The 23,523-nt window shown below is 59.2% G+C and carries 20 protein-coding genes; 14 read left to right on the top strand and 6 right to left on the bottom strand.

The features are described 5' to 3' along the window. Positions 1 to 46 precede the first annotated feature (46 nt). Positions 47 to 472 (top strand): GlcG/HbpS family heme-binding protein, encoded by a 426-nt coding sequence (locus ACR0AZ_RS11790; RefSeq protein ID WP_480470345.1) that lies wholly within the window; start codon positions 47 to 49, stop codon positions 470 to 472. 132 nt (positions 473 to 604) lie between these two features. Continuing rightward, complete coding sequence (locus tag ACR0AZ_RS11785) at positions 605 to 1,384, top strand: gamma-glutamyl-gamma-aminobutyrate hydrolase family protein (RefSeq protein WP_480470344.1); 780 nt, start codon at positions 605 to 607, stop codon at positions 1,382 to 1,384. Positions 1,385 to 1,402: 18 nt separating this feature from the next. Here the strand turns inward: ACR0AZ_RS11785 and ACR0AZ_RS11780 are convergent, their stop codons facing one another. Together ACR0AZ_RS11780 and ACR0AZ_RS11775 are read right to left on the bottom strand one after the other, a co-directional pair. Beyond that, positions 1,403 to 3,643, bottom strand: coding sequence for a xanthine dehydrogenase family protein molybdopterin-binding subunit (locus ACR0AZ_RS11780; RefSeq protein ID WP_480667512.1), 2,241 nt, complete (start codon positions 3,641 to 3,643; stop codon positions 1,403 to 1,405). 3 nt (positions 3,644 to 3,646) lie between these two features. Beyond that, positions 3,647 to 4,111, bottom strand: a complete 465-nt coding sequence (locus tag ACR0AZ_RS11775) for a (2Fe-2S)-binding protein (protein ID WP_480470342.1) — start codon at positions 4,109 to 4,111, stop codon at positions 3,647 to 3,649. A gap of 98 nt (positions 4,112 to 4,209) precedes the next feature. Between ACR0AZ_RS11775 and ACR0AZ_RS11770 the strand changes: the two genes are divergently transcribed. Beyond that, positions 4,210 to 4,788, top strand: a complete 579-nt coding sequence (locus tag ACR0AZ_RS11770; RefSeq protein ID WP_480470341.1) for a TetR/AcrR family transcriptional regulator — start codon at positions 4,210 to 4,212, stop codon at positions 4,786 to 4,788. On the opposite strand, the gene kynU is transcribed toward ACR0AZ_RS11770, so the two are convergent. Further along, positions 4,781 to 5,974, bottom strand: coding sequence for a kynureninase (gene kynU / locus ACR0AZ_RS11765; RefSeq protein WP_480470340.1), 1,194 nt, complete (start codon positions 5,972 to 5,974; stop codon positions 4,781 to 4,783). The genes ACR0AZ_RS11770 and kynU overlap by 8 nt on opposite strands. A gap of 197 nt (positions 5,975 to 6,171) precedes the next feature. Here kynU and ACR0AZ_RS11760 point away from each other — a divergent pair, with 197 nt between their 5' ends. The 6 genes from ACR0AZ_RS11760 (at position 6,172) to ACR0AZ_RS11735 (ending at position 12,899) form a co-directional block, all read left to right on the top strand. Beyond that, positions 6,172 to 6,621: a methyltransferase family protein gene (locus ACR0AZ_RS11760; RefSeq protein WP_480470339.1), complete on the top strand. Its 450-nt coding sequence runs from the start codon at positions 6,172 to 6,174 to the stop codon at positions 6,619 to 6,621. Positions 6,622 to 6,753: 132 nt separating this feature from the next. Beyond that, entirely contained in the window at positions 6,754 to 8,325 is a 1,572-nt protein-coding gene (locus ACR0AZ_RS11755; protein ID WP_480470338.1) for a Re/Si-specific NAD(P)(+) transhydrogenase subunit alpha, read from the top strand. Between the two features lie 13 nt (positions 8,326 to 8,338). Then, a complete protein-coding gene (locus ACR0AZ_RS11750; protein ID WP_480470337.1) occupies positions 8,339 to 9,793 on the top strand; it encodes an NAD(P)(+) transhydrogenase (Re/Si-specific) subunit beta in 1,455 nt (484 codons plus the stop codon). A 159-nt stretch (positions 9,794 to 9,952) separates the two neighbouring features. Further along, the gene (locus ACR0AZ_RS11745) at positions 9,953 to 10,309 is read left to right on the top strand and encodes a VOC family protein (protein WP_480470336.1); all 357 of its coding nucleotides are present in this window, start codon (positions 9,953 to 9,955) and stop codon (positions 10,307 to 10,309) included. A 106-nt stretch (positions 10,310 to 10,415) separates the two neighbouring features. Continuing rightward, positions 10,416 to 11,693 (top strand): DUF3422 family protein, encoded by a 1,278-nt coding sequence (locus ACR0AZ_RS11740; RefSeq protein WP_480667511.1) that lies wholly within the window; start codon positions 10,416 to 10,418, stop codon positions 11,691 to 11,693. Between the two features lie 69 nt (positions 11,694 to 11,762). Further along, the gene (locus ACR0AZ_RS11735) at positions 11,763 to 12,899 is read left to right on the top strand and encodes an MFS transporter (RefSeq protein ID WP_480470334.1); all 1,137 of its coding nucleotides are present in this window, start codon (positions 11,763 to 11,765) and stop codon (positions 12,897 to 12,899) included. Positions 12,900 to 12,905: 6 nt separating this feature from the next. Here ACR0AZ_RS11735 and ACR0AZ_RS11730 read toward each other — a convergent pair whose 3' ends face one another. The 3 genes from ACR0AZ_RS11730 to ACR0AZ_RS11720 form a co-directional block, all read right to left on the bottom strand. Next, positions 12,906 to 13,886, bottom strand: a complete 981-nt coding sequence (locus ACR0AZ_RS11730; RefSeq protein WP_480470333.1) for an ABC transporter permease — start codon at positions 13,884 to 13,886, stop codon at positions 12,906 to 12,908. Next, the gene (locus ACR0AZ_RS11725) at positions 13,879 to 14,886 is read right to left on the bottom strand and encodes an ABC transporter permease (RefSeq protein ID WP_480470332.1); all 1,008 of its coding nucleotides are present in this window, start codon (positions 14,884 to 14,886) and stop codon (positions 13,879 to 13,881) included. Before ACR0AZ_RS11725 ends, ACR0AZ_RS11730 begins: the two co-directional genes overlap by 8 nt. A 94-nt stretch (positions 14,887 to 14,980) precedes the next feature. Then, positions 14,981 to 16,687, bottom strand: a complete 1,707-nt coding sequence (locus tag ACR0AZ_RS11720) for a peptide ABC transporter substrate-binding protein (RefSeq protein ID WP_480470331.1) — start codon at positions 16,685 to 16,687, stop codon at positions 14,981 to 14,983. Between the two features lie 285 nt (positions 16,688 to 16,972). Here ACR0AZ_RS11720 and ACR0AZ_RS11715 point away from each other — a divergent pair, with 285 nt between their 5' ends. From ACR0AZ_RS11715 to ACR0AZ_RS11695, 5 genes are read left to right on the top strand one after another with little or no spacing between them, the layout of a single operon-like run. Continuing rightward, on the top strand, positions 16,973 to 18,793 hold the full coding sequence (locus ACR0AZ_RS11715; RefSeq protein ID WP_480667510.1) for an ABC transporter ATP-binding protein: 1,821 nt from the start codon (positions 16,973 to 16,975) through the stop codon (positions 18,791 to 18,793). 5 nt (positions 18,794 to 18,798) lie between these two features. Further along, a complete protein-coding gene (argE, locus tag ACR0AZ_RS11710) occupies positions 18,799 to 19,965 on the top strand; it encodes an acetylornithine deacetylase (protein WP_480667509.1) in 1,167 nt (388 codons plus the stop codon). Positions 19,966 to 19,987: 22 nt separating this feature from the next. Further along, positions 19,988 to 21,154 (top strand): M20 aminoacylase family protein, encoded by a 1,167-nt coding sequence (locus tag ACR0AZ_RS11705; RefSeq protein ID WP_480667508.1) that lies wholly within the window; start codon positions 19,988 to 19,990, stop codon positions 21,152 to 21,154. Positions 21,155 to 21,168: 14 nt separating this feature from the next. Beyond that, positions 21,169 to 22,332 (top strand): M20 aminoacylase family protein, encoded by a 1,164-nt coding sequence (locus ACR0AZ_RS11700; protein ID WP_480667507.1) that lies wholly within the window; start codon positions 21,169 to 21,171, stop codon positions 22,330 to 22,332. Positions 22,333 to 22,349: 17 nt separating this feature from the next. Beyond that, a complete protein-coding gene (locus ACR0AZ_RS11695; RefSeq protein WP_480667506.1) occupies positions 22,350 to 23,513 on the top strand; it encodes a M20 aminoacylase family protein in 1,164 nt (387 codons plus the stop codon). Positions 23,514 to 23,523 lie beyond the last annotated feature (10 nt).

Below are 23,523 nucleotides of genomic sequence, written 5' to 3'. Positions count from 1 at the left end.
CAGAGCCGTCCGGCTCTGCCGCAAATTCATAACAAAGGACACCCTCATGCTGGTAACGTTGCGCAAAGCCCGAACAATCATTCGACGCACCCTGGAAAAAGGGCGCGAGATGGAGTTGAAGCCTCTCTCGGTCGTGGTTCTGGACGCGGGCGGTCATGTTATCGCGTTCGAGCGTGAAGACAGCGCGGCACCCGGCCGTTTTGCCATCGCTCATGGCAAGGCTTATGGCGCGGTGATGTTGGGCATGGCGGGCACTGCGCAGATGGCACGCGCCGAGGGGCAGGCCTATTTCATGGCTGCGGTGAATGGCGTCTATGGCGGGCAAGTCATCCCCGTACCCGGTGGCGTCCTGCTGCGCGACCGCAAGGGCGTGGTGATCGGCGCGGTTGGAGTGACAGGCGACACCTCGGACAACGATGCGCAGGCGGCGCTGGCCGGCATCGAGGCAGCGGGTTTAACTGGCGAGATTTGATCTGAGGCCGGGTATGCCCCGATTGTGCGTCGTTGAACACGCGCTTGCGCTGACATGCAGGTCCTGTGCCGTTGCGCGGGGCCAAACCTGCCGATAGGTTTTTCCGAATACCACTGAAACAAAGGAAAACGCATGGCGCGCCCTGTCGTCGGAATAATCGGCAACTCTTATCTGATGAACGATCAGTATCCGACGCATGCAGGCGGCACGATGAACTCGGACGCCGTGTCCAACGTGTCGGACTGCCTTCCGCTGCTCATCCCTGCAGACCCGCGTTATGTCTCGGTCGAGGAACTGCTTGAGGTTTGCGACGGCTTTCTGCTCACAGGCGGCCGTCCGAACGTTCACCCCGAGGAATATGGCGAGCCCGCAACCGAGGCGCATGGCGAGTTTGATCGCGCGCGCGATGCGATCACGCTTCCTCTGGTACGAGCCTGTGCTGAGCGCGGCCAGCCGTTTTTCGGTATCTGTCGAGGGTTTCAGGAGGTGAACGTTGCCATGGGCGGTACCCTGTATCCTGAAATCCGCGATCTGCCGGGGCGTTTGAACCACCGGATGCCGCCAGATGGCACTTTGGAAGAGAAATTTGCCCTGCGCCATGTGGTGACGCTGACCGAAGGGGGCGTGTTCCACCAGTTGCTGGGGGCCGCTGAGGTAATGACCAACACGCTGCACGGGCAGGGGATCAAGACGCTGGGCGAGAACGTGGTGATCGACGGCCACGCCCCCGATGGCACGCCCGAAGCAATCTATGTGAAGGATGCGCCCGGATTTACCCTGTCGGTCCAATGGCATCCCGAATGGGACGCGGCCAATGATCCGGTTTCGCGCCCCTTGTTCGAAGAATTCGGCCGCGCCGTTCACGGTTGGGCCGCAGGCAAAGACGCCACGCGATTGCAGCGCTCTGCCTGACGGACGCTGGCGAGGGGGTCAGACCAGCAGGTCGAACTGCTTGTTCAGCGGCAGGCTGCGGGCCCGCTCTCCGGTCAGATCAAACAGTGCATTTCCCAAAGCGGGCATGGATGGAGGCGTTCCGGGTTCACCCACCCCGCCCAAATGCTTGTTGGTCTCCAGCACGCGAACCTCGGTCACCGGGGTCGTGTGCATCCGCAGGGCATCGTAGTCGGGGAAGTTGAATTGCTCGACTTCACCGTCAGAGAAGGTGATCTCGCCGTACGCCGCGGCCGAAAGCCCATAGATCATACCGCCGATCATCTGCGCCTCGACTGTCGCCGCATCCAGCGCCAGACCGACATCGCAGGCGATCCACGCCTTGGAGATGCGGATGGTGCCGTCTTCGTCCACCACCTCGATCACCTGTGCAACCGGCGTGCCGAAGCTGTAGGTCAGCGCCACGCCACGCCCCACACCTTCGGGGGTCTTGCCGGCCCAGCCAGACATCTCTTTGACCGCTTCCAGACACCCGGCTGAGGGTGCGTGTTCGTTTCTGGCCAGCTCCAGCCGGAACTCCAGCGGATCGCGGCCTGCGGCGTGGGCCATCTCATCCATGAAGGTTTCATGGAAGAAACCGTTGTGGCTGTTACCGACCGAGCGCCAGAAGCCCACGGGGACAGCGAGATCGGCAATATGTCCGGCCATGCGATAGTTTGGCACGGCGTAGGGCTGATTGAAGAAGCCTTCGACCAGAACCTTATCAGGACCGCCGCCGGGGAAGCCGGTGTAGCGTTCGACCGCCTGTTGCGTCGGAGATTGCGAGGCGACCTTGCCGTCGATCAAAACGGCCTTGCCATCCTTGACCGCTCCACGCATCCGAGCCATCGCGCCGGGGCGGTAATAGTCGTGGCGCATATCCTCTTCGCGGCTCCATGTGGTCTGGACCGGCGTGCCGGGCACGGCCATGGCAACTCTGGTGGCGATTTCTCCGAAATCCAGCTCACCCCGGCGCCCGAAGCCGCCACCCAGATAGGTGGTGTGGATCTCTACCGCTTCGGTATCCAGACCGGCGGTGTTAGCCACACGCATCTGAATCAGCGTCGGAGCCTGATTGCCGCACCACAGGTCCAGCTTACTGCCGGTATAAAGCGCGGTTGCGTTCATCGGCTCCATCGTGGCGTGGGCCAGATAGGGCACGGTGTAGTCCGCCGTGATTTCGGTTGCACCATCGGGCACGGTATCGACATCGCCGTCGTCCCGCATGGTCGAGTTCGGGGCCTCATCAAACGCTTTGGCGATCTGATCGAATATTGCGGCGGTCTCGGGTGGATAAGGGGTTTCACCCCAGTCCACGTCGATGGCCTCGACCGCTTGCATCGCGAGCCATGTGTTGTTGGCGATCACCGCGACGCCGGTGCCTAGATCAACGATCTTTTCAACGCCTGGCATGGCTTCAGCCGCGCTGGCGTCAAAGCCATTCATCGCGCCGCCCAGCTTGGGGTTCATGCGGACCGAGGCGAATTTCAGTCCCTCGGGCCGTGCGTCGATGCCGAAGGTTGCGGTGCCTGTGGACTTGTCCGGAATATCAACCCGGGGCAGGGACTTGCCGATCAGGCGCCACTCGGTGGGGTCGCGCAGGATGACCTCGGGCGGTTCGATCTGGCCTGCGGCCTCGGCCAGTTCGGTATAGGGAATGCGCGTGCCGTCCGGGGCAACCACCGCGCCGCTCTCAGTTTTGAGTTGATCGCGGTTCACACCCAACTGATCCGCCGCAGCCTGCTTCAATGTCTCGCGCGCGGTGGCACCGGCCATCCGCATCCGCTCGAACCCGTCCTTCATCGAGGTCGATCCACCGGTGACCTGCAGACTGAGCGTGCGGCCCAGAACACCCAGAGCCTCACCCAGATTGTGCTGAAAGTCCGAGATGTCATAGCCTTTGTTCGGCAGACCCTCTCCAACCAGCGCATGGTTGTAATAGGCCGCTGCCGCCGGGCCGTGCAGCACGCGGATATCGTCTAGCTCGACATCCAGTTCTTCGGCAATCAGGGCTGCCCACGTAGTCATGACGCCTTGACCCATTTCGGCACGGGGGGCGAACAGGGTGACGCCCTGCTGGTCGATCAGAACAAAGGGGCTGAGCGCGGTTTCTCCGTCTCGCGGTTTCAGCGGGTTCGCAGCAGGGCGGGTGACGTAGTAGGCGCCGAATGCCACACCGCCCACGATAGCGGCTGATCCGATCAGGAAGGTACGGCGCAGGATTTTTCCGATGCGTGCCATGGATCAGGCCTCCTTCAGCTTGGATGCGGCGTCGTGGATGGCGGCGCGGATGCGGGGATAAGTGCCACAGCGGCAGAGGTTGCCTTGCATCGCCTCGTCGATATCCGCGTTGGTAGGGGTGGGGTTTTCGGCCAGAAGGGCTGCGGCCTGCATGATCTGGCCGGACTGGCAATAGCCACATTGCGCAACCTGATGATCGACCCAGGCCTGCTGGATGGTGGCCATGCTGTCGGGCGTGCCAAGACCCTCAATCGTGGTCACATCGCCCCAGACATCGGACAGCGCGACCTGACAGGATCGCACGGCCTCACCATCGATATGGACGGTGCAAGACCCGCAAGCGGCTACGCCGCAACCGAATTTGGTTCCGGTCAAGCCGATCTCATCGCGCAGAACCCACAAAAGGGGAACATCATCGGGAAGGTCGACCTGATGAGTCTGACCATTGATCTTAAGGGCGGTCGCCATGGCGCACCTCATTTGGCTGTGGCTGGTTCCTGACATAATTGCCGGAAAGTGTCAGTGTGTCAATTGACAAAACTTACAAAAAATGTCAAAGCAGATTTATGAAAGACAAACTGGACGATCCCAAGCAACAAGCGATCCTCGCATCGGCGTTGGAGGCCTTTGCAATCTATGGATTTCGCAAGACATCGATGGATGACATCGCCAAAGGTGCGGGCATGTCGCGCCCGGCGGTCTATCTGCATTACAAGAACAAAGAGGCGATCGTTCGCAGCCTGACACAGGCGCATTATGCCGACAAAATCGACAACGTCGCGCGCGCGCTGTCCGGTGATGGCAGCGTTTCCGAAAGGCTGTCGCGTGCGATTGATGGTCAGATCAAGGGGTTGGCCGAGATCCTCACTTCGCCCCACGGCAGGGAGATGCTGGATACCAGCAAATCAACCGCAGCAGACATACTGGCAGAAGGTGAGGCAGAGATGACCGCCCTCTATGCCGATTGGTTGCGGCGCGAAGACAACGCTGGACGCGTCCGTCTGCCCAACGGGCCGGAGGAGACAGCCAAGACCATCACTGCGACCCTGATGGGCGTTAAGATGACGGCCTCCAGCGCCGAAGAATTCGAACAGCGCACCTCACAACTGGCTGAATTGCTGGGTGCTGGGCTTGAGGTCAGGTGACGCGCTGACGGATCATGTATTCCGGTTTGTCCCAGAGCTTGTTGGCGATGATATCCGCCAGAATCTCGACCGCCTGCTCAACGTCGGTTTCATCGATATAGAGCGGCGTGAACCCGAATCGCATAACATCAGGTGCCCGGAAATCTCCGATGACACCCCGCGCAATCAGCGCCTGCATGGCGGCATAGCCTTCTTCAAACCGGAACGAGACTTGACTGCCGCGCTGCTGCGGATCGCGGGGACTGGCCAGTGTCAGGCCGGGGCAAGTGGCCTCGACCCGGGTGATGAACAACTCCGTCAATTCGATGGACTTGGCGCGGACATCCGCCATGTCGGCCATGTCCCAGATATCCATGGCGGCCGACAGCGCTGCCATCTGAATGACCGGAGGGGTTCCGACCCGCATCCTTTCGATACCGGCGCCGGGGCGATAGTCGAGATCGAAGGCAAAAGGGGCCTCGTGCCCTAGCCATCCCGACAGCGCAGGGCGTACCTTGTCCGACAGCCGCGGGGCGACATAGACGAAGGCGGGCGCACCGGGGCCGCCATTGAGGTACTTGTAAGTGCAGCCCACAGCGAAATCGGCATTGCAGCCGGCCAGATCGACGGGGATGGCCCCGGCTGAATGCGCAAGATCCCAAACTGTAACGACACCGTTTGCGTGGGCCAGTTCCGTCAGCGCCCTCATGTCATGCATGCGGCCCGTGCGATAGTCGACCTCGGTCAGCATTAGCACTGCGACCTCTTCGGTGATATGAGCGGCAACGTCTTCGGGGTCGACCACGCGCAACTCATAGTCCGGGCCAAGCGACCGCAGCAGGCCATCCGCCATGTAGAGATCAGACGGAAAGTTGCCGTTGTCAGACAGAACCACCTTGCGGGTCGGGTTTAGCTCTAGCGCTGAGGCGACCGCCTGATAGACCTTGATCGACAAAGTGTCACCCACCACGACACAGCCAGGCTCAGCCCCGATCAGGCGTCCGATCCGATCTCCAAGCGCCGTAGGCATACCCATCCACCCGGCTTTGTTCCAGCCGGTAATCAGCATCTGCCCCCATTCGTTCTGCATCATGCCCTCTACACGGTTGCTGGCCGATTTCGGAAGCGGACCCAGAGAGTTACCGTCTAGATACAAAACGCCTTCAGGCAGGTGGAACATGGATTTGGTCTTGGCAAAGTCAGTCATAACAGGGCTTTGTCCTTCGGAAGCGGTCAGGTCGTAACCGGCCTATCTGATCCCGCCTGCGCTGTCTATTGCTGTGGATTGTGATGCACCTTTGACCGATGCGACACCCTGCGCTTTTGCCATTGAAGTCAGAAAGCGGTAGGACGTCGATCAGAAGCGACATGTGTCACCGTGTGTCGCCGCACTGGGGGACGGCCATGCGCCTGATCGATATACCGCCTGTCTGGCTTGTGGGCTTCGCCGTGCTTGCGTGGGTACAAGCGCGCATGCTCCCTTTGGGATTGTCGTTGGACGGCGCGGTGACCGATCTTTTCAGCGGCATCCTGATCGGCGGCGGTATCATTCTAGCCATCATGGCCGTCATTGAGTTTCGGCGTCACAAGACGACGGTGATTCCGCACGAAACACCCTCGTCCATGGTGCAAACCGGGATTTACAAGCGCAGTCGCAATCCAATCTACCTGGGCGACGTCCTGATCCTGGCTGGGCTGATCCTGCGGTTTGACGCGGTGTTGTCTCTGGTGTTGATCCCGGTCTTCGTCTGGCTGCTTGAACGGCGCTTTATCATACCGGAAGAGAACCGCCTGCGACGCACCTTCCGCACCGATTTTGCGCGATATGAACGTAAAACCAGAAGGTGGATCTGAGGGTGTGGGCCTCATGACACAACGTAATAATTGCTGCGCTTGCGAAACAATCTTGCGCAAGATAAATGTCTGCTTGTCAATCAATGCCGGATACCCACCTGGCCTGAACCAAAAATTAGGGGGAACCGACTGGTGAAAATTGGAACGCCAAAGGAAATATTCAAAGGCGAGAACCGGGTCGCGATGACTCCGGACTCGGCGGCTCAGCTACAGAAGCTGGGGTATGAGTGCCTGATCGAGAAAGGCGCCGGTGCTGCTGCGGGATTCTCGGACGCGGCCTACGAGGCTGCCGGTGTCGAGGTCGTAAAGACCGCTGCCGCGCTGTGGAAAGCGGCAGACATAATCGCCAAGGTGCGCCAGCCGAACGAGACCGAGCTGAAGCGCCTGACTAAGGACAAGACCCTGATTTCGTTCTTCAATCCTGCCGGGAATGAAGAGGGGATGGAGCTGGCCAAATCCAAGGGCGCGACCGTGATCGCGATGGAGATGGTGCCGCGTATTTCGCGGGCGCAGAAGATGGACGCTTTGTCGTCGATGGCCAACATCGCAGGCTACCGCGCGGTGATCGAGGCCGGTAACAACTTCGGCCGGTTCTTCACCGGTCAGGTGACGGCGGCTGGTAAAGTGCCGCCCGCGAAAGTTCTGATTGTTGGCGCTGGCGTCGCTGGTCTGGCAGCTATTGGCACCTCGACCTCGCTGGGGGCGATCACTTATGCGTTCGACGTGCGCCCGGAAGTGGCCGAACAGGTCGAATCCATGGGGGCAGAATTCGTCTATCTGGACTTCGAGGAAGAACAGCAGGACGGCGCGGCCACCGGTGGTTATGCCTCGGTTCAGTCCGAGGAGTTCCGTGAGGCACAGCTTGCCAAGTTCCGCGAACTGGCACCCGAGATGGACATCGTCATCACCACCGCGCTGATCCCCAACCGCCCGGCGCCGAAGCTGTGGCTGGAGGACATGGTCAAGGCGATGAAGCCGGGCTCGGTCATTGTTGACCTTGCTGCGGAACGCGGCGGTAACGTCGAAGGTACAGTGCCGGATGAGAAGGTCGTCACTGACAACGGCGTGACCATCATCGGTTATACCGACTTCCCAAGCCGGATGGCAGCGCAGTCGTCGTCGCTGTACGCGACCAACATCCGTCACATGATGACCGACCTGACGCCCGAGAAGGACGGTCAGGTCAACCATGACATGGAAGATGACGTGATCCGCGGCTCGACCGTGACCCATGAGGGTGAGATCACCTTCCCGCCGCCGCCGCCCAAAGTACAGGCGATCGCGGCGCAGAAGAAGCCCGAGGTCAAGGAACTGACCCCGGAAGAGAAAAAGGTACAGGAGATTGCAGCCTTCAAGGCTCAGACGAAGCAGCAATTCACTTTGCTGGGTATCGGTGGTGCGCTGATGTTGTTGGTGGGGCTGGTCGCTCCGGCCAGCTTCATGCAGCACTTTATCGTCTTTGTGCTGGCGATCTTTGTGGGTTTCCAGGTGATCTGGAACGTCTCGCACAGCCTGCACACTCCGCTGATGGCGATCACCAACGCGATCTCGTCGATCATTATCGTCGGGGCCTTGATGCAGATCGGGTCGGGGTCTTTCCTCGTTATTCTGCTGGCGGCGCTATCCGTCTTCATGGCCGGGATCAACATCTTCGGCGGCTTCCTCGTAACCCGGCGCATGCTTGCCATGTTCCAGAAATCTTAAGGAGGCCGGGTAGATGGATTTTGGCTTCACCACTGCCGCCTACGTCGTTGCGGCTGTCCTTTTCATCCTTTCGCTCGGCGGTCTGTCAAACCAGGAAAGCGCCAAGCGCGCGGTCTGGTATGGCATCGTCGGTATGGCGCTGGCGGTCTTCGCCACGCTAGTTGGTCCGGGTTCGGGCCTGTGGCTGCTGTCGCTGCTGCTGATCGCCGGCGGTGGCCTGATCGGTCAGTACGTGGCGCAGCGCGTGCAGATGACCGAGATGCCGCAGCTTGTGGCCGCGATGCACTCGCTGGTCGGTCTGGCGGCTGTATTTGTGGGCTTCAACGCGCATTTTGAGATCGGCAATGTGGCGCAGGTCATGGCGATTGCCGACAGCGCGTCTCAGGCGGATCTGTCCGATCTGGGCGCGTTTGCCAAGCTGATCGCGAAGAAAACCGCTGCTGAACTGGCGATCCTGCATGTCGAACTGTTCCTGGGTATCTTCATCGGTGCGATCACCTTTACCGGCTCGGTTGTGGCTTATGGCAAGCTGGCGGGCAAAGTGACTTCGGCGGCGACCAAGCTGCCCGGTGGTCATGCGCTGAACGCGGCGGCGGCGGGTCTCTCGCTGATCTGTCTGATCTGGTACACTTCGACCGGTGGTCTGTTCCCGCTGTTCCTGATGACGCTGGCGGCGCTGTTCATTGGCTATCATCTGATCATGGGCATCGGCGGCGCCGACATGCCGGTGGTTGTGTCGATGCTGAACAGCTACTCGGGCTGGGCCGCTGCGGCGATTGGTTTCTCGCTGGGCAACGACCTGCTGATCGTGGTGGGTGCGCTGGTGGGTTCGTCGGGTGCGATCCTGTCCTACATCATGTGTAAGGCCATGAACCGTCACTTTGTCAGCGTGATCCTGGGTGGCTTTGGTGGTCCGCAGGGTGAGCAGATGGCTGTCGAAGGCGAACAGATCGCGATTGAGGCCGACGGCGTGGCCGCTGCGCTGAACGACGCGGATAGCATTGTCATCATCCCCGGCTACGGTATGGCCGTGGCGCAGGCGCAGCAGTCGGTTTCGGAACTGGTTCGTAAGCTGCGCGCCAAGGGCAAAGAGGTGCGCTTTGCGATCCACCCCGTTGCCGGCCGTCTGCCGGGCCACATGAACGTGCTGCTGGCCGAGGCGAAAGTGCCGTATGATATCGTTCTGGAGATGGACGAGATCAACGACGATTTCCCGGATACGGACGTGGCGATCGTGATCGGCTCGAACGACATCGTGAACCCTGCGGCACAGGAAGACCCGAACAGCCCCATCGCGGGAATGCCGGTTCTGGAATGCTGGAAGGCCAAGCAGGTGTTTGTGTCCAAACGCGGTCAGGGGACGGGTTATTCGGGCATCGAAAACCCGCTGTTCTTCAAAGAGAACACACGCATGTTCTATGGCGACGCCAAGCAGTCGCTGGACAAGCTGCTGCCGATGATCGACTGATCCGAGTGCACAATCAAATTGCAAAGGGCGCCTGCGGGCGCCCTTTTCTTGTTTTGTTTGCAGGAGGCTTTGCCTCCTGACCTCCAGGATATTTGTGGCCAGATGAAGCAGGCGGACTGTGCTACACTGGGTCGCGCGAAGGTGCGCAGGAGGTGAACGATGCAGAAAGTGAACGGCATAGGAGGAGTGTTCTTTCGGGCGCGAGATCCGCAAGCCCTGAGCGCGTGGTATGAGACGCATCTGGGCGTCAATCACTATGATCCGGAGCCCTGGAGGCAACAGGAAGGGTATACGGTTTTTGCTCCGTTCGCGCAGGATACGGAGTATTTTGGCCGGGCCGAACAGCAATGGATGATCAATTTTCGCGTCGATGATCTGGCCGCGCTGATTAGCCAGCTTGGAGCTGCCGGAATTGTGGTCGAGACGAACCCGGATTGGGATAGCGAGGTGGGAAAATTTGCACGCATTCACGATCCGGAGGGCAATCCCATAGAGCTGTGGGAGCCAAATCAATGAGATAGCGGGCTTGTATACCGATGTATTCCTGTAAGTATATGAAATAAAAGATAATTGATGTATTTCACGCGTGCCGTATAGTGCGCCGGACGAAGCGGAGCACTGAATGACGCCAATAGACGACCATCCCCTGCGCTATGCGCTGGCCAATGAACTGCATGCACGCCCTTTTCCGGTGGCGACAGTGCCGTGCACGGTGGTCTTTCTGGCGATCAAGAAACCGGAAGCTGCTGCTGCGCGTGATCGTAGCGAGGATATGGCGCATCTGATCAATCTGCTGGACCGCCACGGGGCATCGCATCCGCAGCCCGAGGCCACGCATTACGCGGGTCAGATCGGCCGACATTGGTTGAAATGGGAACAGCATACCGAATTTGTCACTTACACTGCGATCACTCCCAACGTCAGTGACCGCGCCTTCAATCCGGCTGATTTCGAAGTCTTTCCACAAGACTGGCTGATGGCGAGCCCCGGCCAGCGGGTGACGTCGGCGATGATCCGTGTCGTCGAACGTCAGGAGGACGATGTGGTGCAGGTGTCTTTGGCCGACTGGTTCGAACCTGAAAGTCTGGCGGTGGCGCGCGTCCTGGACGATTCCGCCATCTGTGCCTGCGACTTCCGCATCGACCCGGCGGGGCATATGCGGTTCGCGATGTTCGTCGATAAAGGCACCGGGCGTCGTCGGACCGGGCGGGTTATTCAACGGCTGTGTGAGATCGAGACTTACAAGGCGATGTCCATGTTGGGTTTCGCGCGTGTCAAACAGTTGATGCCCCGGATCGGAGAGCTGGATGGGCAACTGTCCCGGCTGATGGAGCAAATGACCAACAATTCGGTGCACCCAAATGAGCTGCTTCCCGATCTGCTGTCTACCTCCATTGAGCTGGAAACGCTTTCGGCGCGCTGTTCGTTCCGGTTTGGTGCGACGGGTGCTTATGAGGCCATCGTCAACCAGCGCATCGAAGTTTTGCGCGAGGAACGGTTCGACGGCCGTCAGAGCTTTGCTGATTTCATGATGCGTCGGTATGATCCTGCGATCCGCACCGTCAAATCGACCGAGCGTCGGTTGCAGGCCCTGTCCGACAGGGCGATCAGGGCCGGGGAATTGCTGCGGACCCGCGTGGACGTAGAACGCAGCGCGCAGAATCAGGCATTGCTGGAAAGCATGGACCGCCGCGCCGATCTGGCCTTGCGGTTGCAGCACACTGTCGAAGGGCTGTCGGTGGTGGCGATCAGCTATTATGCAGTGTCGTTGGTCAGCTACTTGCTCTATCCGCTGACGCAGGCCGGACTCAGTAAGGGAATGTTGACGGCGGTGGTGACCTTGCCCGTTGTTCTGGCTGTCTGGTTCAGTATCCGCAAAATCCGAAAGCGTCTGGAATAAGCAGCCTTTGCCAATCGACGAATGATCTGTAAAACGGGCAGCGTTTGACTGAATGCGCGAGGGCTGCCTGTGATCGGTATTGTGGCTGCATGGCGGGCTGTCGCCGCCATGTTCATCCTGAACGGTGCGCTATTCGGTATTTGGGCCTCGCGTATCCCGGCTGTTCGGGACAAGCTGGATTTGACGCATGAGGCTTTGGGGCTTGGCTTGCTGTTCATGGCGGCGGGGGCTGTGTGCTCGTTTCCGATCACGGGTCGTCTGACGGATAAGTTCGGAGCGGTGGCGATCACACGGGTCATCGCTGTTCTTTACACGTTTTCGCTCGTTTTGTTGGCCTTTGCGGGGGATTTCTGGTGGCTCGCGGCATTCCTGTTCGTGTTCGGAGCCTTCCATGGCTCGATGGATGTCGCGATGAATGCGTGGGCTGCAGAGGTCGAGCAAGCTTATGACAAGCCGGTCATGTCGTCGTTTCACGCGATGTGGAGCCTTGGGGCTGGGTTGGGGGCGCTTAGCGGATATGCGGCGGTTCAGATGGGCCTGACGGTCCTGCAGCATTTTCTGCTTGCCGGTGGCGTTGTCGTTGCATTTGCTCTCATTTTGTCCTGGGTGCGCTGGACTTCCAAGCGAACGACCTCGAAGCCGGGGTCGGTGTTTGCGTTGCCGTCGGGCGCATTGATCCTTGTGGGGTTCACGGCGCTTTGCGGAGCGCTTGGTGAAGGGGCCGTCGCGGATTGGAGCGCGATATTCCTTCGCGATGTAACAGGCGCGGCTGAAAGCATTGCCGCGCTAGGTTACGCGGTCTTCTCGGTCACAATGGTCGTGTTCCGGTTGGCAGGTGGGGTAGTCATCGCCCGGTTTGGTCCTGTTGCGACCGCACGGTTTGGCGGTGTCAGTGCGGCTTTGGGTGTTTTTGCGGTGGTGTCAGCAGGCGAACCCGTATTGGCGTTGGCAGGCTTTGCCCTGATGGGCGTGGGCTATGCGGTGATCATGCCTTTGGCCTTCAGTCGCGCGGCGACTGATCCGCATGTGCCGCCCGGGCAGGCGATCGCCAGCGTGGCGACTCTGGGTTACGGAGGCTTGTTGATCGGGCCGCCCCTGATCGGTTTTCTCGCTGAGCTGATGACCCTGAGGCTGGCTTTTGCCGTTCTGTTGCCGCTGTCGGTCCTGATCGTCGTGTTGGCCGGCGCGCTGAAGCGCGCCGACTGAATCTGCTTAGCGTCCGCGAATACGCGGATCCAGCGCGTCGCGCAGGCCGTCACCCAGATAGTTGACGCTGAGAACCGTTAGTGAGATCGCCAGTCCGGGCCAGAACACACGCTCAGGGTATTGCTGCAGATAGTCCACACCATCGAACAGCAGGCGACCCCAAGTCGGGAAATCCGGCGGGAACCCGAGACCGAGGAAGGACAGCGCGCTTTCGGTGATGATCGCGGTCGCGATGCCCAGCGTCGCCGACACCATGATCGGGGACAGCACGTTCGGCAGGATGTGCCGCGTGATGATCTGGCTGTTGCTAGTGCCGATGGATCGGGCGGCGAGAACGAATTCACGCTCTTTGATGGCCAACACGTCTCCGCGTACGATCCGAGCTGTGGGCATCCACGAGGTGATGCCGATGGCGCAGACGATCAGGATGAAGATCCCGCGCTCCAGCCCGAAGGCGGCTGACAGAGGTTCGCGGAACAGCAGCATCATAACCAGCAGCAACGGCAGCAGGGGCAGGGCCAGGAACAGGTCGGTCAGGCGCATTAGCGGGCCGTCCAGCCGTTTGAAAAACCCGGCCAGAACGCCGATGAACGAGCCCAGGAACAGGGCCAGCAGCATGGCGGTGATGCCCACCGAGACCGAGGTCTGACCGCCGGACATCATCCGCGCCATGATATCGCGGCCCAGCTGATCGGTGCCGAAGGGATGCGCAAGGCTCGGCCCTTGGTTACGTGACCGGATGTCGATCTGTGTCGGGTCGATGGTCCAAATGTACGGCCCGAGATACACCGCAGCGACGATGAAGATGAAAAGGATGGCTCCGATCATCGCGCCTTTGTGGGTTTTGAACTGATCCCAAACATCGCGCCATTGACTGCGGGGTGGGGTGGTCAGTTCCTCCATCACATCGGCCGTGGGCAATGCGGTCGAAGCAGGCGCAAGACCTTCGTCGGGGATCAGAGTATCGGTACGATCATGATCAGTCATAGCGAATCCTCGGGTCCAGAATGCCGTAGAGCACATCGGCGATCAGGTTGAACAGCACGATCAGCACGGCAAAGATGAAGGTCAGGGTTTGAACCATTGGCAGGTCATTGGCCTGAATGGCGCCGATCAGCAATTGGCCGATACCGTTCACCTTAAAGACCTGCTCGGTAATGATGGCACCACCGAAGATGGCCGGGATACCCAGTGCGATCACGGTGACCACAGGGATCATCGAGTTGCGCAGAACGTGGACCATAACCACGGTATATTCGCTGAGACCCTTGGCGCGGGCAGTGCGGACGTAATCCTGATTGAGGTTGTCCAGCATCGAGGCGCGCATGAAGCGGCTCAGCTGTGCGGTGATCTGCAACGCCAAAACCATGACCGGCATGATCATCTGTTTGAGCTGCACGACAAAGCTGTCCCAGCTGTTGACCGCATGGGTGGTGTCATAGATCGACGGGAACCAGCCCAGCTGGACCGAGAAGATCACGATCACCAATACGCCCGAGAAGAACGGCGGTACCGAGAAGCCGACCATCGACACGAATGTGCCCATTTGGTCGAACCAGGAATACTGGCGATAGGCCGAATAGATGCCGATGGGCAGGGCGATCAGGATGGCGACCACATAAGCGGTGCCGACAACCCACAGGGTCTGCGGGATGCGCTGAACGACGATGTCCATGACGGGTGAGCGGGTCTGCCACGAAATCACGCGCAGGTCACCTTCGGAGAAGGTTGTACCAAAGATCGAGTCGACCAGAACCTGCGGTTCGATCCAGAAGAACTGCACGATCCATTTCCAGAATCGGATATGCATCGGCTGGCCGAGGCCAAGCGCCTCGCGCATCTTCTCTTTGACTTCGGGCGGAACGGTAAGCGGAACCTGCGCCATCGGGTCGCCTGGGGCGAGTTCGAGAAGCAGGAATATGACGAGGCTGATGAACAGCAGCGTGGGTACGGCCAGGATCAGTCGTCTGATGGTAAAGTTGAGCATTAAGAGGCGCCTTTATATGCGTCTTCTTGTTGGAGTGGCGTGCAAATGACCGCGCCCCGATACGGGTCGGGGCGCGGCTTTGCAAGATTAACGCTTAGGAACCGGTTTTGCGGTACCAGTCCGCAATGTTCCACAGCTCGCTGTCCCAAACGTTCAGGACAACACCACCCAGAGTGTTGGCGTGCGCCGACAGACGACCACGGTGTACCAGCGGGATCATACCGCCTTCCTGTACGATGATGTCGTTCAGCTGTTTCGCAATTTCCGCGCGTTGTTCCAGACCGGCCGTTTCGGCAAGTTTTGCGTGCAGCGCGTCAAACTCGTCGCTGCAGAAGCGGCTGATGTTCTCACCCTGCCACTGCGATTCCGGCTTGGGTGCCTTGTCGCACAGACCGTTGCCCAGATAGGACTGCGGGTCGGTGCCGTTGAAGGTGTTCGCATACATTTCAACGTCGGCATAGAACTTCTGGAACGTGTCGGGCGAGCCCGGGTCACCGCCGAAGAAGACCGATGCGTTGATGTTGCGCAGTTCGGTTTCGATACCGATCTGGCTCCACCATTCCTTGATCAGCGCCTGGAAGTCCTGACGGACGGCGTTGGTCGAGGTCTGATAGACGATTTTCAGCGGTACACCGTCTTTTTCACGGACGCCGTCACCATTGGTATCAACGATGCCAGCTTCGTCCAGCAGCGCGTTCGCGCCATCGATATCCTGCGTGTCACAGGTCATCGAGGTCGAGTTGAACGCAGCAGGTGCCGGAACCCAGTTACAGGTCACTTTACCCGCCTGACCATAGCCGATCTCGACCAGCAGCGGGCGGTCGATTGCCATGGACATCGCCTGATAGACAGCCGGATCCTGCAGGAACGGGTGCGGATGCGTGGCTGTCGAACGCTCGCCTTCCGGCAGATCGGGCGATGGGTTGGTCTGGTTCAGCATGATACGCTCGACCAGCGGACCGAAGCCTGCGACTGGAGTACCTTTGCCGCCTTCCTGCATCTGCGCGATGACTTCGGGTGCCAGCTGCAGGTTCCAGGCATAGTCGAACTCGCCAGTTTCCATAACCGCACGACCCGCCGCCGTTGCATCGCCGCCGCCTTTGAAGGTCACGGTGGCAAAGGCCGGTTTCGCTGGATCACGATAGTTTTCGTTCGCAGCGAACGTGATCACGTCGTTCGGTTTGAACTCGGTCACGACAAACGGGCCGGTGCCGATGGGGTTGAAGTTTTGCTCGGTGCACTCGGGGGCTTTTGCGCCCAGGCAATCCGCAAACTGTGCTGCCTGAATGATCGGACTTTCGCCGCCCACGAACGGGCCGTAGGGGAACGGTGTCGGCGCGTCGAATGTGACTTTTACGGTCAAGTCATCCACTGCTTCGACATTGGTGACGCCTTCAAACTTGGTCACCTGCGCACAACCGCCTTCAGGGTCCATGCAGTAGTTCGCAGTGAAAACCACGTCTGCCGATGTGAACGCTGTGCCGTCGGACCAGGTAATGCCGGGCGCGATTTTCCACGTGATCGAGGTCAGATCTTCGCTGACGCCACCATTTTCGACGGTCGGAATCTCAGACGCCAGATAAGGCACCATGTTGCCGTCCTGGTCGTAGCGTGCCAGCGGTTCAATCACCAGCGAGGCAGATTCCACATCCTTGGTGCCACCCGACAGAAACGGGTTCAGGATTGACGGAGCCTGCCAGTAAATAATGCTGACATTGCCGTCCGATCCACGCTCGGCCATGGCCATCGGGGCCATTGCCGTGCTTGCAATCGCACCTAGCAAAAGGGTTTTGATCTTCATCATACACTCCATGTTGGACACTTACGTGTCTCGATTTTCTCCGCGATGCCCGCGGATTGGGCGTTGCCGTTTGGTGAGTTAACGTTTTGATTTAAAACGATAAGAATTTTCACGCGAACGTGTATTCCGTCCTCTCCCAAAAACGGTTACGCGGCGTATCGAAACAGAGTTTTAAAAAATTGCAAGCCTTGGCTTGCGAAATTTGACCAATCGGTTTGACTTTTCCCGTCCTGCCGCCTTAGCGTTTGGCATTCGTTTAGATTTGCCGCGAAGGGGAGTGCACGCGTGCTGGATCAGCCAATTGCCCAGATCAGAAAACTGCGTGTCGAGTTTCAGACCAAGGACGGCCCCGTCGTGGGAGTCGAGGATGTCTCGTTCGAGGTCAACCCGGGCGAAACCGTATGTATCGTTGGGGAATCAGGATCGGGAAAGTCGGTCTCTTCGCTGTCGCTGATGCGGCTGGTGGAGTTTGGCGGCGGTGAGATCGCGGGCGGCCAGTTGCTGTTCGACCGGCGTGACGGGGATGAGTTGAATCTGGCAGGTGCCGACCAGGATCTGATGAAACAGATTCGCGGCAATGAGATCGGGATGATCTTTCAGGAGCCGATGACAGCGCTGAATCCGGTGTTCACCGTTGGCCGTCAACTGACCGAAGGGCTGCGTATCCACAAGAACATGTCCAAGACGCAGGCCGAGGAACGGGCATTGGAGCTGCTGCGCCAGGTTCGAATCCCCGAACCCGAACGCCGCCTGAAGCAATATCCGCACGAACTCTCGGGCGGGATGCGCCAGCGTGTTGTCATCGCAATGGCCATGGCCTGCGAACCGCGCCTGCTGATCGCGGACGAACCCACAACCGCGCTGGACGTGACCATTCAGGCCGAGATTCTGGCACTGATGGATCGACTCAAGCGAGAAACCGGCACGGCGGTGATGTTCATCACCCATGACATGGCAGTGGTGGCCCAGATGGCCGACCGCGTTGTGGTCATGTTCCGGGGCAACAAGGTCGAAGAGGGCACGGTCAACGAAATCTTCGAGAACCCGCAGCATGATTATACCAAGGCTCTGCTGGCGGCGGTTCCGAAGCTGGGTGAAATGCGGGGCAAAGCCGCGCCTGAGCCGATGAAGCTGCTGGGTGTCGAAGGTCAGAACATCGCACCCATTCCCGGCACCGAAGAGGTCTTGCTGACAGTCAATAATCTGACCACGCGATTCCCCGTCAAAGGTGGTCTGCTGCGGCGGACGATTTCCAACGTTCACGCGGTCGAGGATGTCTCGTTCACCATCAATCGGGGTCAAACGCTCAGCCTCGTAGGGGAGTCAGGCTGCGGAAAGTCCTCGGCCGGGCGGTCGATCCTGCGGCTGGTCGAGCCGATGGCAGGTGAGGTCAATCTGGACGGTCTCGATATCATGGGTCTGGACCCGGCGGGTCTGCGTAAGGCGCGGCTGGACATGCAGATGATCTTTCAGGATCCGTTTGCCTCGCTGAATCCGCAAATGCAGTTGGTTGATCAGGTGGCGGAGCCGATGCGCAACTATGGTGTTGCTTCTGGTTCTGAGCTGCAGGATCGGGTCGCGCAACTCTTCGACAAGGTGCAATTGCCGCGCAGCTTCATGCGCCGCTTCCCGCACGAGATGTCGGGTGGTCAGCGTCAACGGATTGCGATTGCCCGCGCGTTGGCGCTGAACCCCAAGCTGATCGTGGCGGACGAGGCGGTCTCGGCCCTGGATGTTTCGGTGCAAGCACAGGTTCTGAACCTGATGATGGAGCTGCAATCGGAACTGAACCTTAGCTACCTGTTCATCAGCCATGACATGGCCGTGGTCGAACGGGTCAGCCACCATGTCGGCGTGATGTATCTGGGCCGGATCGTTGAACTCGGACCGCGCGCACGGGTGTTTGAGAATCCTCAGCATCCCTATACACAGGCTTTGATGAAAGCGGTTCCGATTGCTGATCCGAACCAGAGAAAGTCGGAAAAGGATCTGAACTTCAAGCCGATCCCATCGCCGATACATCCAATCGGCTATGCGCCGGAACCCTCGAACTATAACGAGGTTGAGCCGGGACATTTCGTCCTGACGACCGACAGCGGATACTGAGCTTTATGTCACATCGTCTGACCCCGCTTGAGATCATGACCAAGCTGATCTCTTTCCCAACGGTAAGTCGCGAAACCAATCTGCCATTGGTTGACTGGGTTGAGGGATATCTGAACAGCCATGGGATAGACTCTCATCGCTGGCCGGATCCGGATCAGCCGCATAAGGCGGCTTTGTTCGCGCATGTCGGCCCGTGGGAAGACGGCGCGGTGGTTTTGTCAGGTCACACGGATGTTGTGCCTGTCGATGGCCAGCCGTGGGATACCGATCCATTCACCGTCACCGAGAAAGACGGCAAGTATTTCGGGCGCGGCACTTGCGATATGAAAGGCTTCGACGCGTTGGCAATCTGGGCACTGGTCGAGGCGCATCACGCCGATGTCAAACGTCCCCTGCAGCTGGCGCTGAGCTTTGACGAAGAGGTTGGATGCACCGGCGCACCACCGATGATCGAGGCGATGCAGGCGACGCTGCCCAAAGGCTCGGCAGTGATCGTGGGAGAGCCATCTGTGATGCAGGCGGTCACCGGCCATAAAGGTGGCTTCGGTTTTGACACGCATATGATTGGATTCGAAGTTCACAGCTCGATCATGCATACGGGCGTCAACGCGATAATGGAGGCCGCGCCGCTGATCGACTGGGCCAACGAACGCAATGCCGAGAGCAGGGCAGCACAGCCCTCGGACATAGCCGCCGTGTTCGATCCGCCGTGGACAACTTGCCATGTGGGTATGATCGAAGGCGGCACTGCGCATAACATCACAGCCAAAGACTGCCGCTTCATGATGGATTTCCGCACCGTCCCGGACGAGAAAAAAGCGATCTGGCAAAAGGCCTATTTCGATAAGGTGCGAGAGGTCGAGGCACGGATGCAGACGGTTCATCCCGAAGCGCGGATTGAACTGTCCGAGCATTTCTCGATCCCCGGTCTTGTGCCCGAAGAAGATGGCGAGGCCGAGACGCTGGTGCGCTCGCTCACCGGTGACAACGCATCACATGTGGTCAGCTATGGCACCGAGGCGGGGCAGTTTCAGGAAGCGGGCTATTCCGCTGTCATCTGTGGCCCCGGCGATATTGCGCAGGCCCATCAGCCAAATGAGTTCATTACGATTTCTCAATTCAACGCAGGCCAAAAATTTATGGAACGTTTGGTAGAACGGCTCTGCGAATAGCACCTCGAAGGGGAGGTTAAAGATGCCCGTCAAGAATCGGCTCGCCGAAATGCATGGCGAGATCACCAAATGGCGACGTCACCTGCATATGCATCCCGAGCTGATGTATGATGTTGAAGAAACTGCGGGGTTCGTGGTTGATCGTCTGAAGGAGTTTGGCGTTGATGAGATCACGCCGGGGATCGGCAAGACCGGAGTGGTTGCCGTCATCAAAGGGCGTCAGGATACGCAGGGCCGGGTGATCGGGCTGCGCGCTGACATGGATGCTCTGCCGATTGAGGAGGCAACGGGGCTGGACTACGCCTCGACCGTTTCTGGCAAGATGCACGCCTGTGGCCATGATGGGCATACCTCGATGTTGCTTGGGGCGGCTCAGTATTTAGCCGAGACTCGGAACTTTGACGGCACCGTTGTGTTGATTTTCCAGCCTGCCGAAGAGGGTGGTGCAGGAGGCTTGGCCATGTGTCAGGACGGGTTGATGGACCGCTGGGGCATTCAGGAAGTCTATGGCATGCACAACATGCCAGGGATGCCGGTTGGTGAGTTTGCCATTCGACCAGGCGCATTGCTGGCTTCTTCGGATGAGTTCGAAATTGTTGTGACGGGCAAGGGTGGTCATGCCGCCGCCCCGCATGAAGCGGTGGATACAACGCTCGTGGCATCTCATATTGTTGTGGCCTTGCAATCGGTTGTGGCGCGTACTGTGGACCCGATCAAACGGGTGGTGCTGACGGTCGGGACCTTTGAAACCGATAGTGTGGCCTCGAATGTGATTGCCCATACGGTGCGGTTGCGGGGCACCGTTCGCACGCTTGATCCCGAATACCGAAAGATCGCCGAAGATCGCGTGCGCCGGATCGCGGAAGACACGGCCTCGGCCTTCGACGCGTCTGCCGAAATGACGTGGACGCCGGGCTATCCGGTGACGGTAAACTCCGAGATCGAAACCGGATACGCGGCTGAGGCGGCCGAGGCGGTGTCGGGCAAGGTCAATGACAGCACTGATCCGATCATGCCGTCAGAAGATTTCGCCTACATGCTTGAAGAACGGCCCGGAGCCTACATCTTTATCGGAAACGGGGACACGGCGATGTGCCACCACCCTGAATACAACTTCGACGACGACGCCATTCCCGCCGGCTGCAGCTGGTTTGCCGAGCTGGTGGAACGACGATTGCCCGTCGCCTGATTTGGGAGGATCAGATGCCAATCAAGAACCGACTTGCCGAAATGCACGCAGAGATCACCGGTTGGCGACGGGATATCCATCAAAATCCTGAAATCCTCTATGACACTCACCGCACCAGCGCCTTGGTAGCTGAAAAGTTGAAAGAGTTCGGCTGTGATGAGGTTGTGACGGGCATTGGCCGCACGGGTGTTGTTGGCGTCATCAAGGGCAAGACCGACACGCAGGGCCGCGTGATCGGGCTGCGCGCCGATATGGACGCGCTGCCAATGCAGGAGCAGACGGGCCTCGACTATGCCTCAAAAACCGAAGGTGCCATGCATGCCTGTGGCCATGATGGCCATACGGCAATGGTTCTGGGCGCGGCGAAATACCTGTCTGAGACGCGCAATTTTGATGGTACGGCCATTGTGATTTTTCAACCAGCGGAAGAGGGCGGCAACGGGGCCGAGGCGATGTGCAAGGACGGTCTGATGGATCGGTTCGGCATTCAGGAAGTCTATGCCATGCACAATGTGCCCGGTGTGCCGACGGGTCAGTTCGCCATCCGGTCCGGACCACTGCTGGCGGCTGCGGATGAGTTCGATATACATCTGGAAGGTCGAGGCGGTCACGCGGCCAAACCGCATGAAACAATTGATACGACTGTGATGTTGTCGCAACTGATCGTAGCCTTGCAGACCATTGTGTCGCGCAATGCGGACCCGATCTTGCAGGCGGTTTTGTCTGTGACCTCGGTCGAGACCTCGTCCAAGGCGTTCAACGTGATCCCGCAATCGGCGCAGGTGAAGGGCACGGTGCGGACGCATTCGAACGAAATGCGTGACCTGATCGAGGCGCGGCTGACCGAAGTGGCTGAGGGCATCGCCGAGACCTTTGGCGGCACCGTCAAAGTCACCTACACGCGCGGGGTGCCGGTGACGATCAACGCTGAAGAACAGACGGGATATGCCGCCGAGGCCGCCATTTCCGTGGGCGGCAGCTGCGGCGAGGCGCCGATGGTAATGGGGGGCGAGGATTTCTCGTTCATGCTGGAGGAACGCCCCGGGGCCTTCATCGTGCTGGGCAATGGCGACAGCGCCGGGTTGCACCACCCCGAATACAATTTCAACGACGAGATCATCCCGATGGGGTGTTCATGGTTTGCCGAAATGGTCGAGCGCCGGATGCCGGCGGCTTGAATTAGGAGAGAGAAGAGATGCCAGTTAAGAACCGCTTTGCCGAATTGCAGGATGAAATCACCGAATGGCGACGGGATATTCACGAAAATCCTGAGATCCTGTTTGAAACCCATCGCACCAGCGCTTTGGTCGCTGACAAGCTGAAAGAGTTCGGCTGTGACGAGGTTGTTACCGGGATCGGTCGTACTGGCGTTGTTGGTGTGATCAAGGGCAAGTCCGACTCGAAAGGGAATGTCATTGGTCTGAGGGCTGACATGGACGCACTGCCGATCCATGAGGCGACGGGGCTGGATTACGCCTCGAAAACCGATGGGGCGATGCATGCCTGTGGCCATGATGGCCATACCGCGATGCTGCTCGGTGCGGCGAAATACCTGTCGGAAACGCGCAATTTCGACGGCACCGTGGTGGTGATCTTCCAGCCCGCCGAAGAAGGCGGCGGTGGCGGTCGCGAGATGTGCGAAGACGGCATGATGGAGCGTTGGAACATTCAAGAAGTCTACGGCATGCATAACTGGCCGGGACGTCCGGTGGGCAGTTTTGCGATCCGTCCGGGCTCGTTCTTTGCAGCGACCGATCAGTTCGACATTACCTTTGAAGGCCGTGGTGGTCACGCTGCGAAGCCGCAGGAGACCGTAGACACGACCGTGATGACGGCGCAGGCGGTTCTGGCGTTGCAGACGATTGCCTCGCGCAATGCCGACCCGATTGATCAGGTCGTGGTGTCGGTGACCTCGTTTGAGACCTCGTCCAAGGCGTTCAATGTCATTCCGCAAACGGTCCAGATCAAAGGCACCGTGCGTACGATGAGCAAAGAGATGCGCGATCTGGCAGAGAAGCGGATTAACGAGATTTGCGCAGGAGTGGCGGCGACCTTTGGTGGCACAGCGGATATGACCTATATTCGCGGCTATCCGGTCATGGTGAACAGCGACGAGCAGACGGATTTTGCAGCCGAGGTAGCGAAGTCGGTTTCTGGCAGCTGTGATGAGGCACCTCTGGTCATGGGAGGTGAGGATTTTGCCTTCATGCTGGAGGAACGTCCGGGCGCCTATATCCTGGTCGGCAATGGCGATACGGCTATGGTTCACCACCCTGAGTATAACTTCAACGACGAGGCCATTCCCGCCGGATGCAGCTGGTGGGCCGAGATTGTTGAACAACGGATGCCCGCCGCTTGACGGAGTGAAG

This window comes from Ruegeria sp. BE3 (assembly GCF_056538865.1).
The sequence above is the reverse complement of the archived record's forward strand: the minus strand, read 5'-3'. Positions and strand labels throughout refer to the sequence as shown.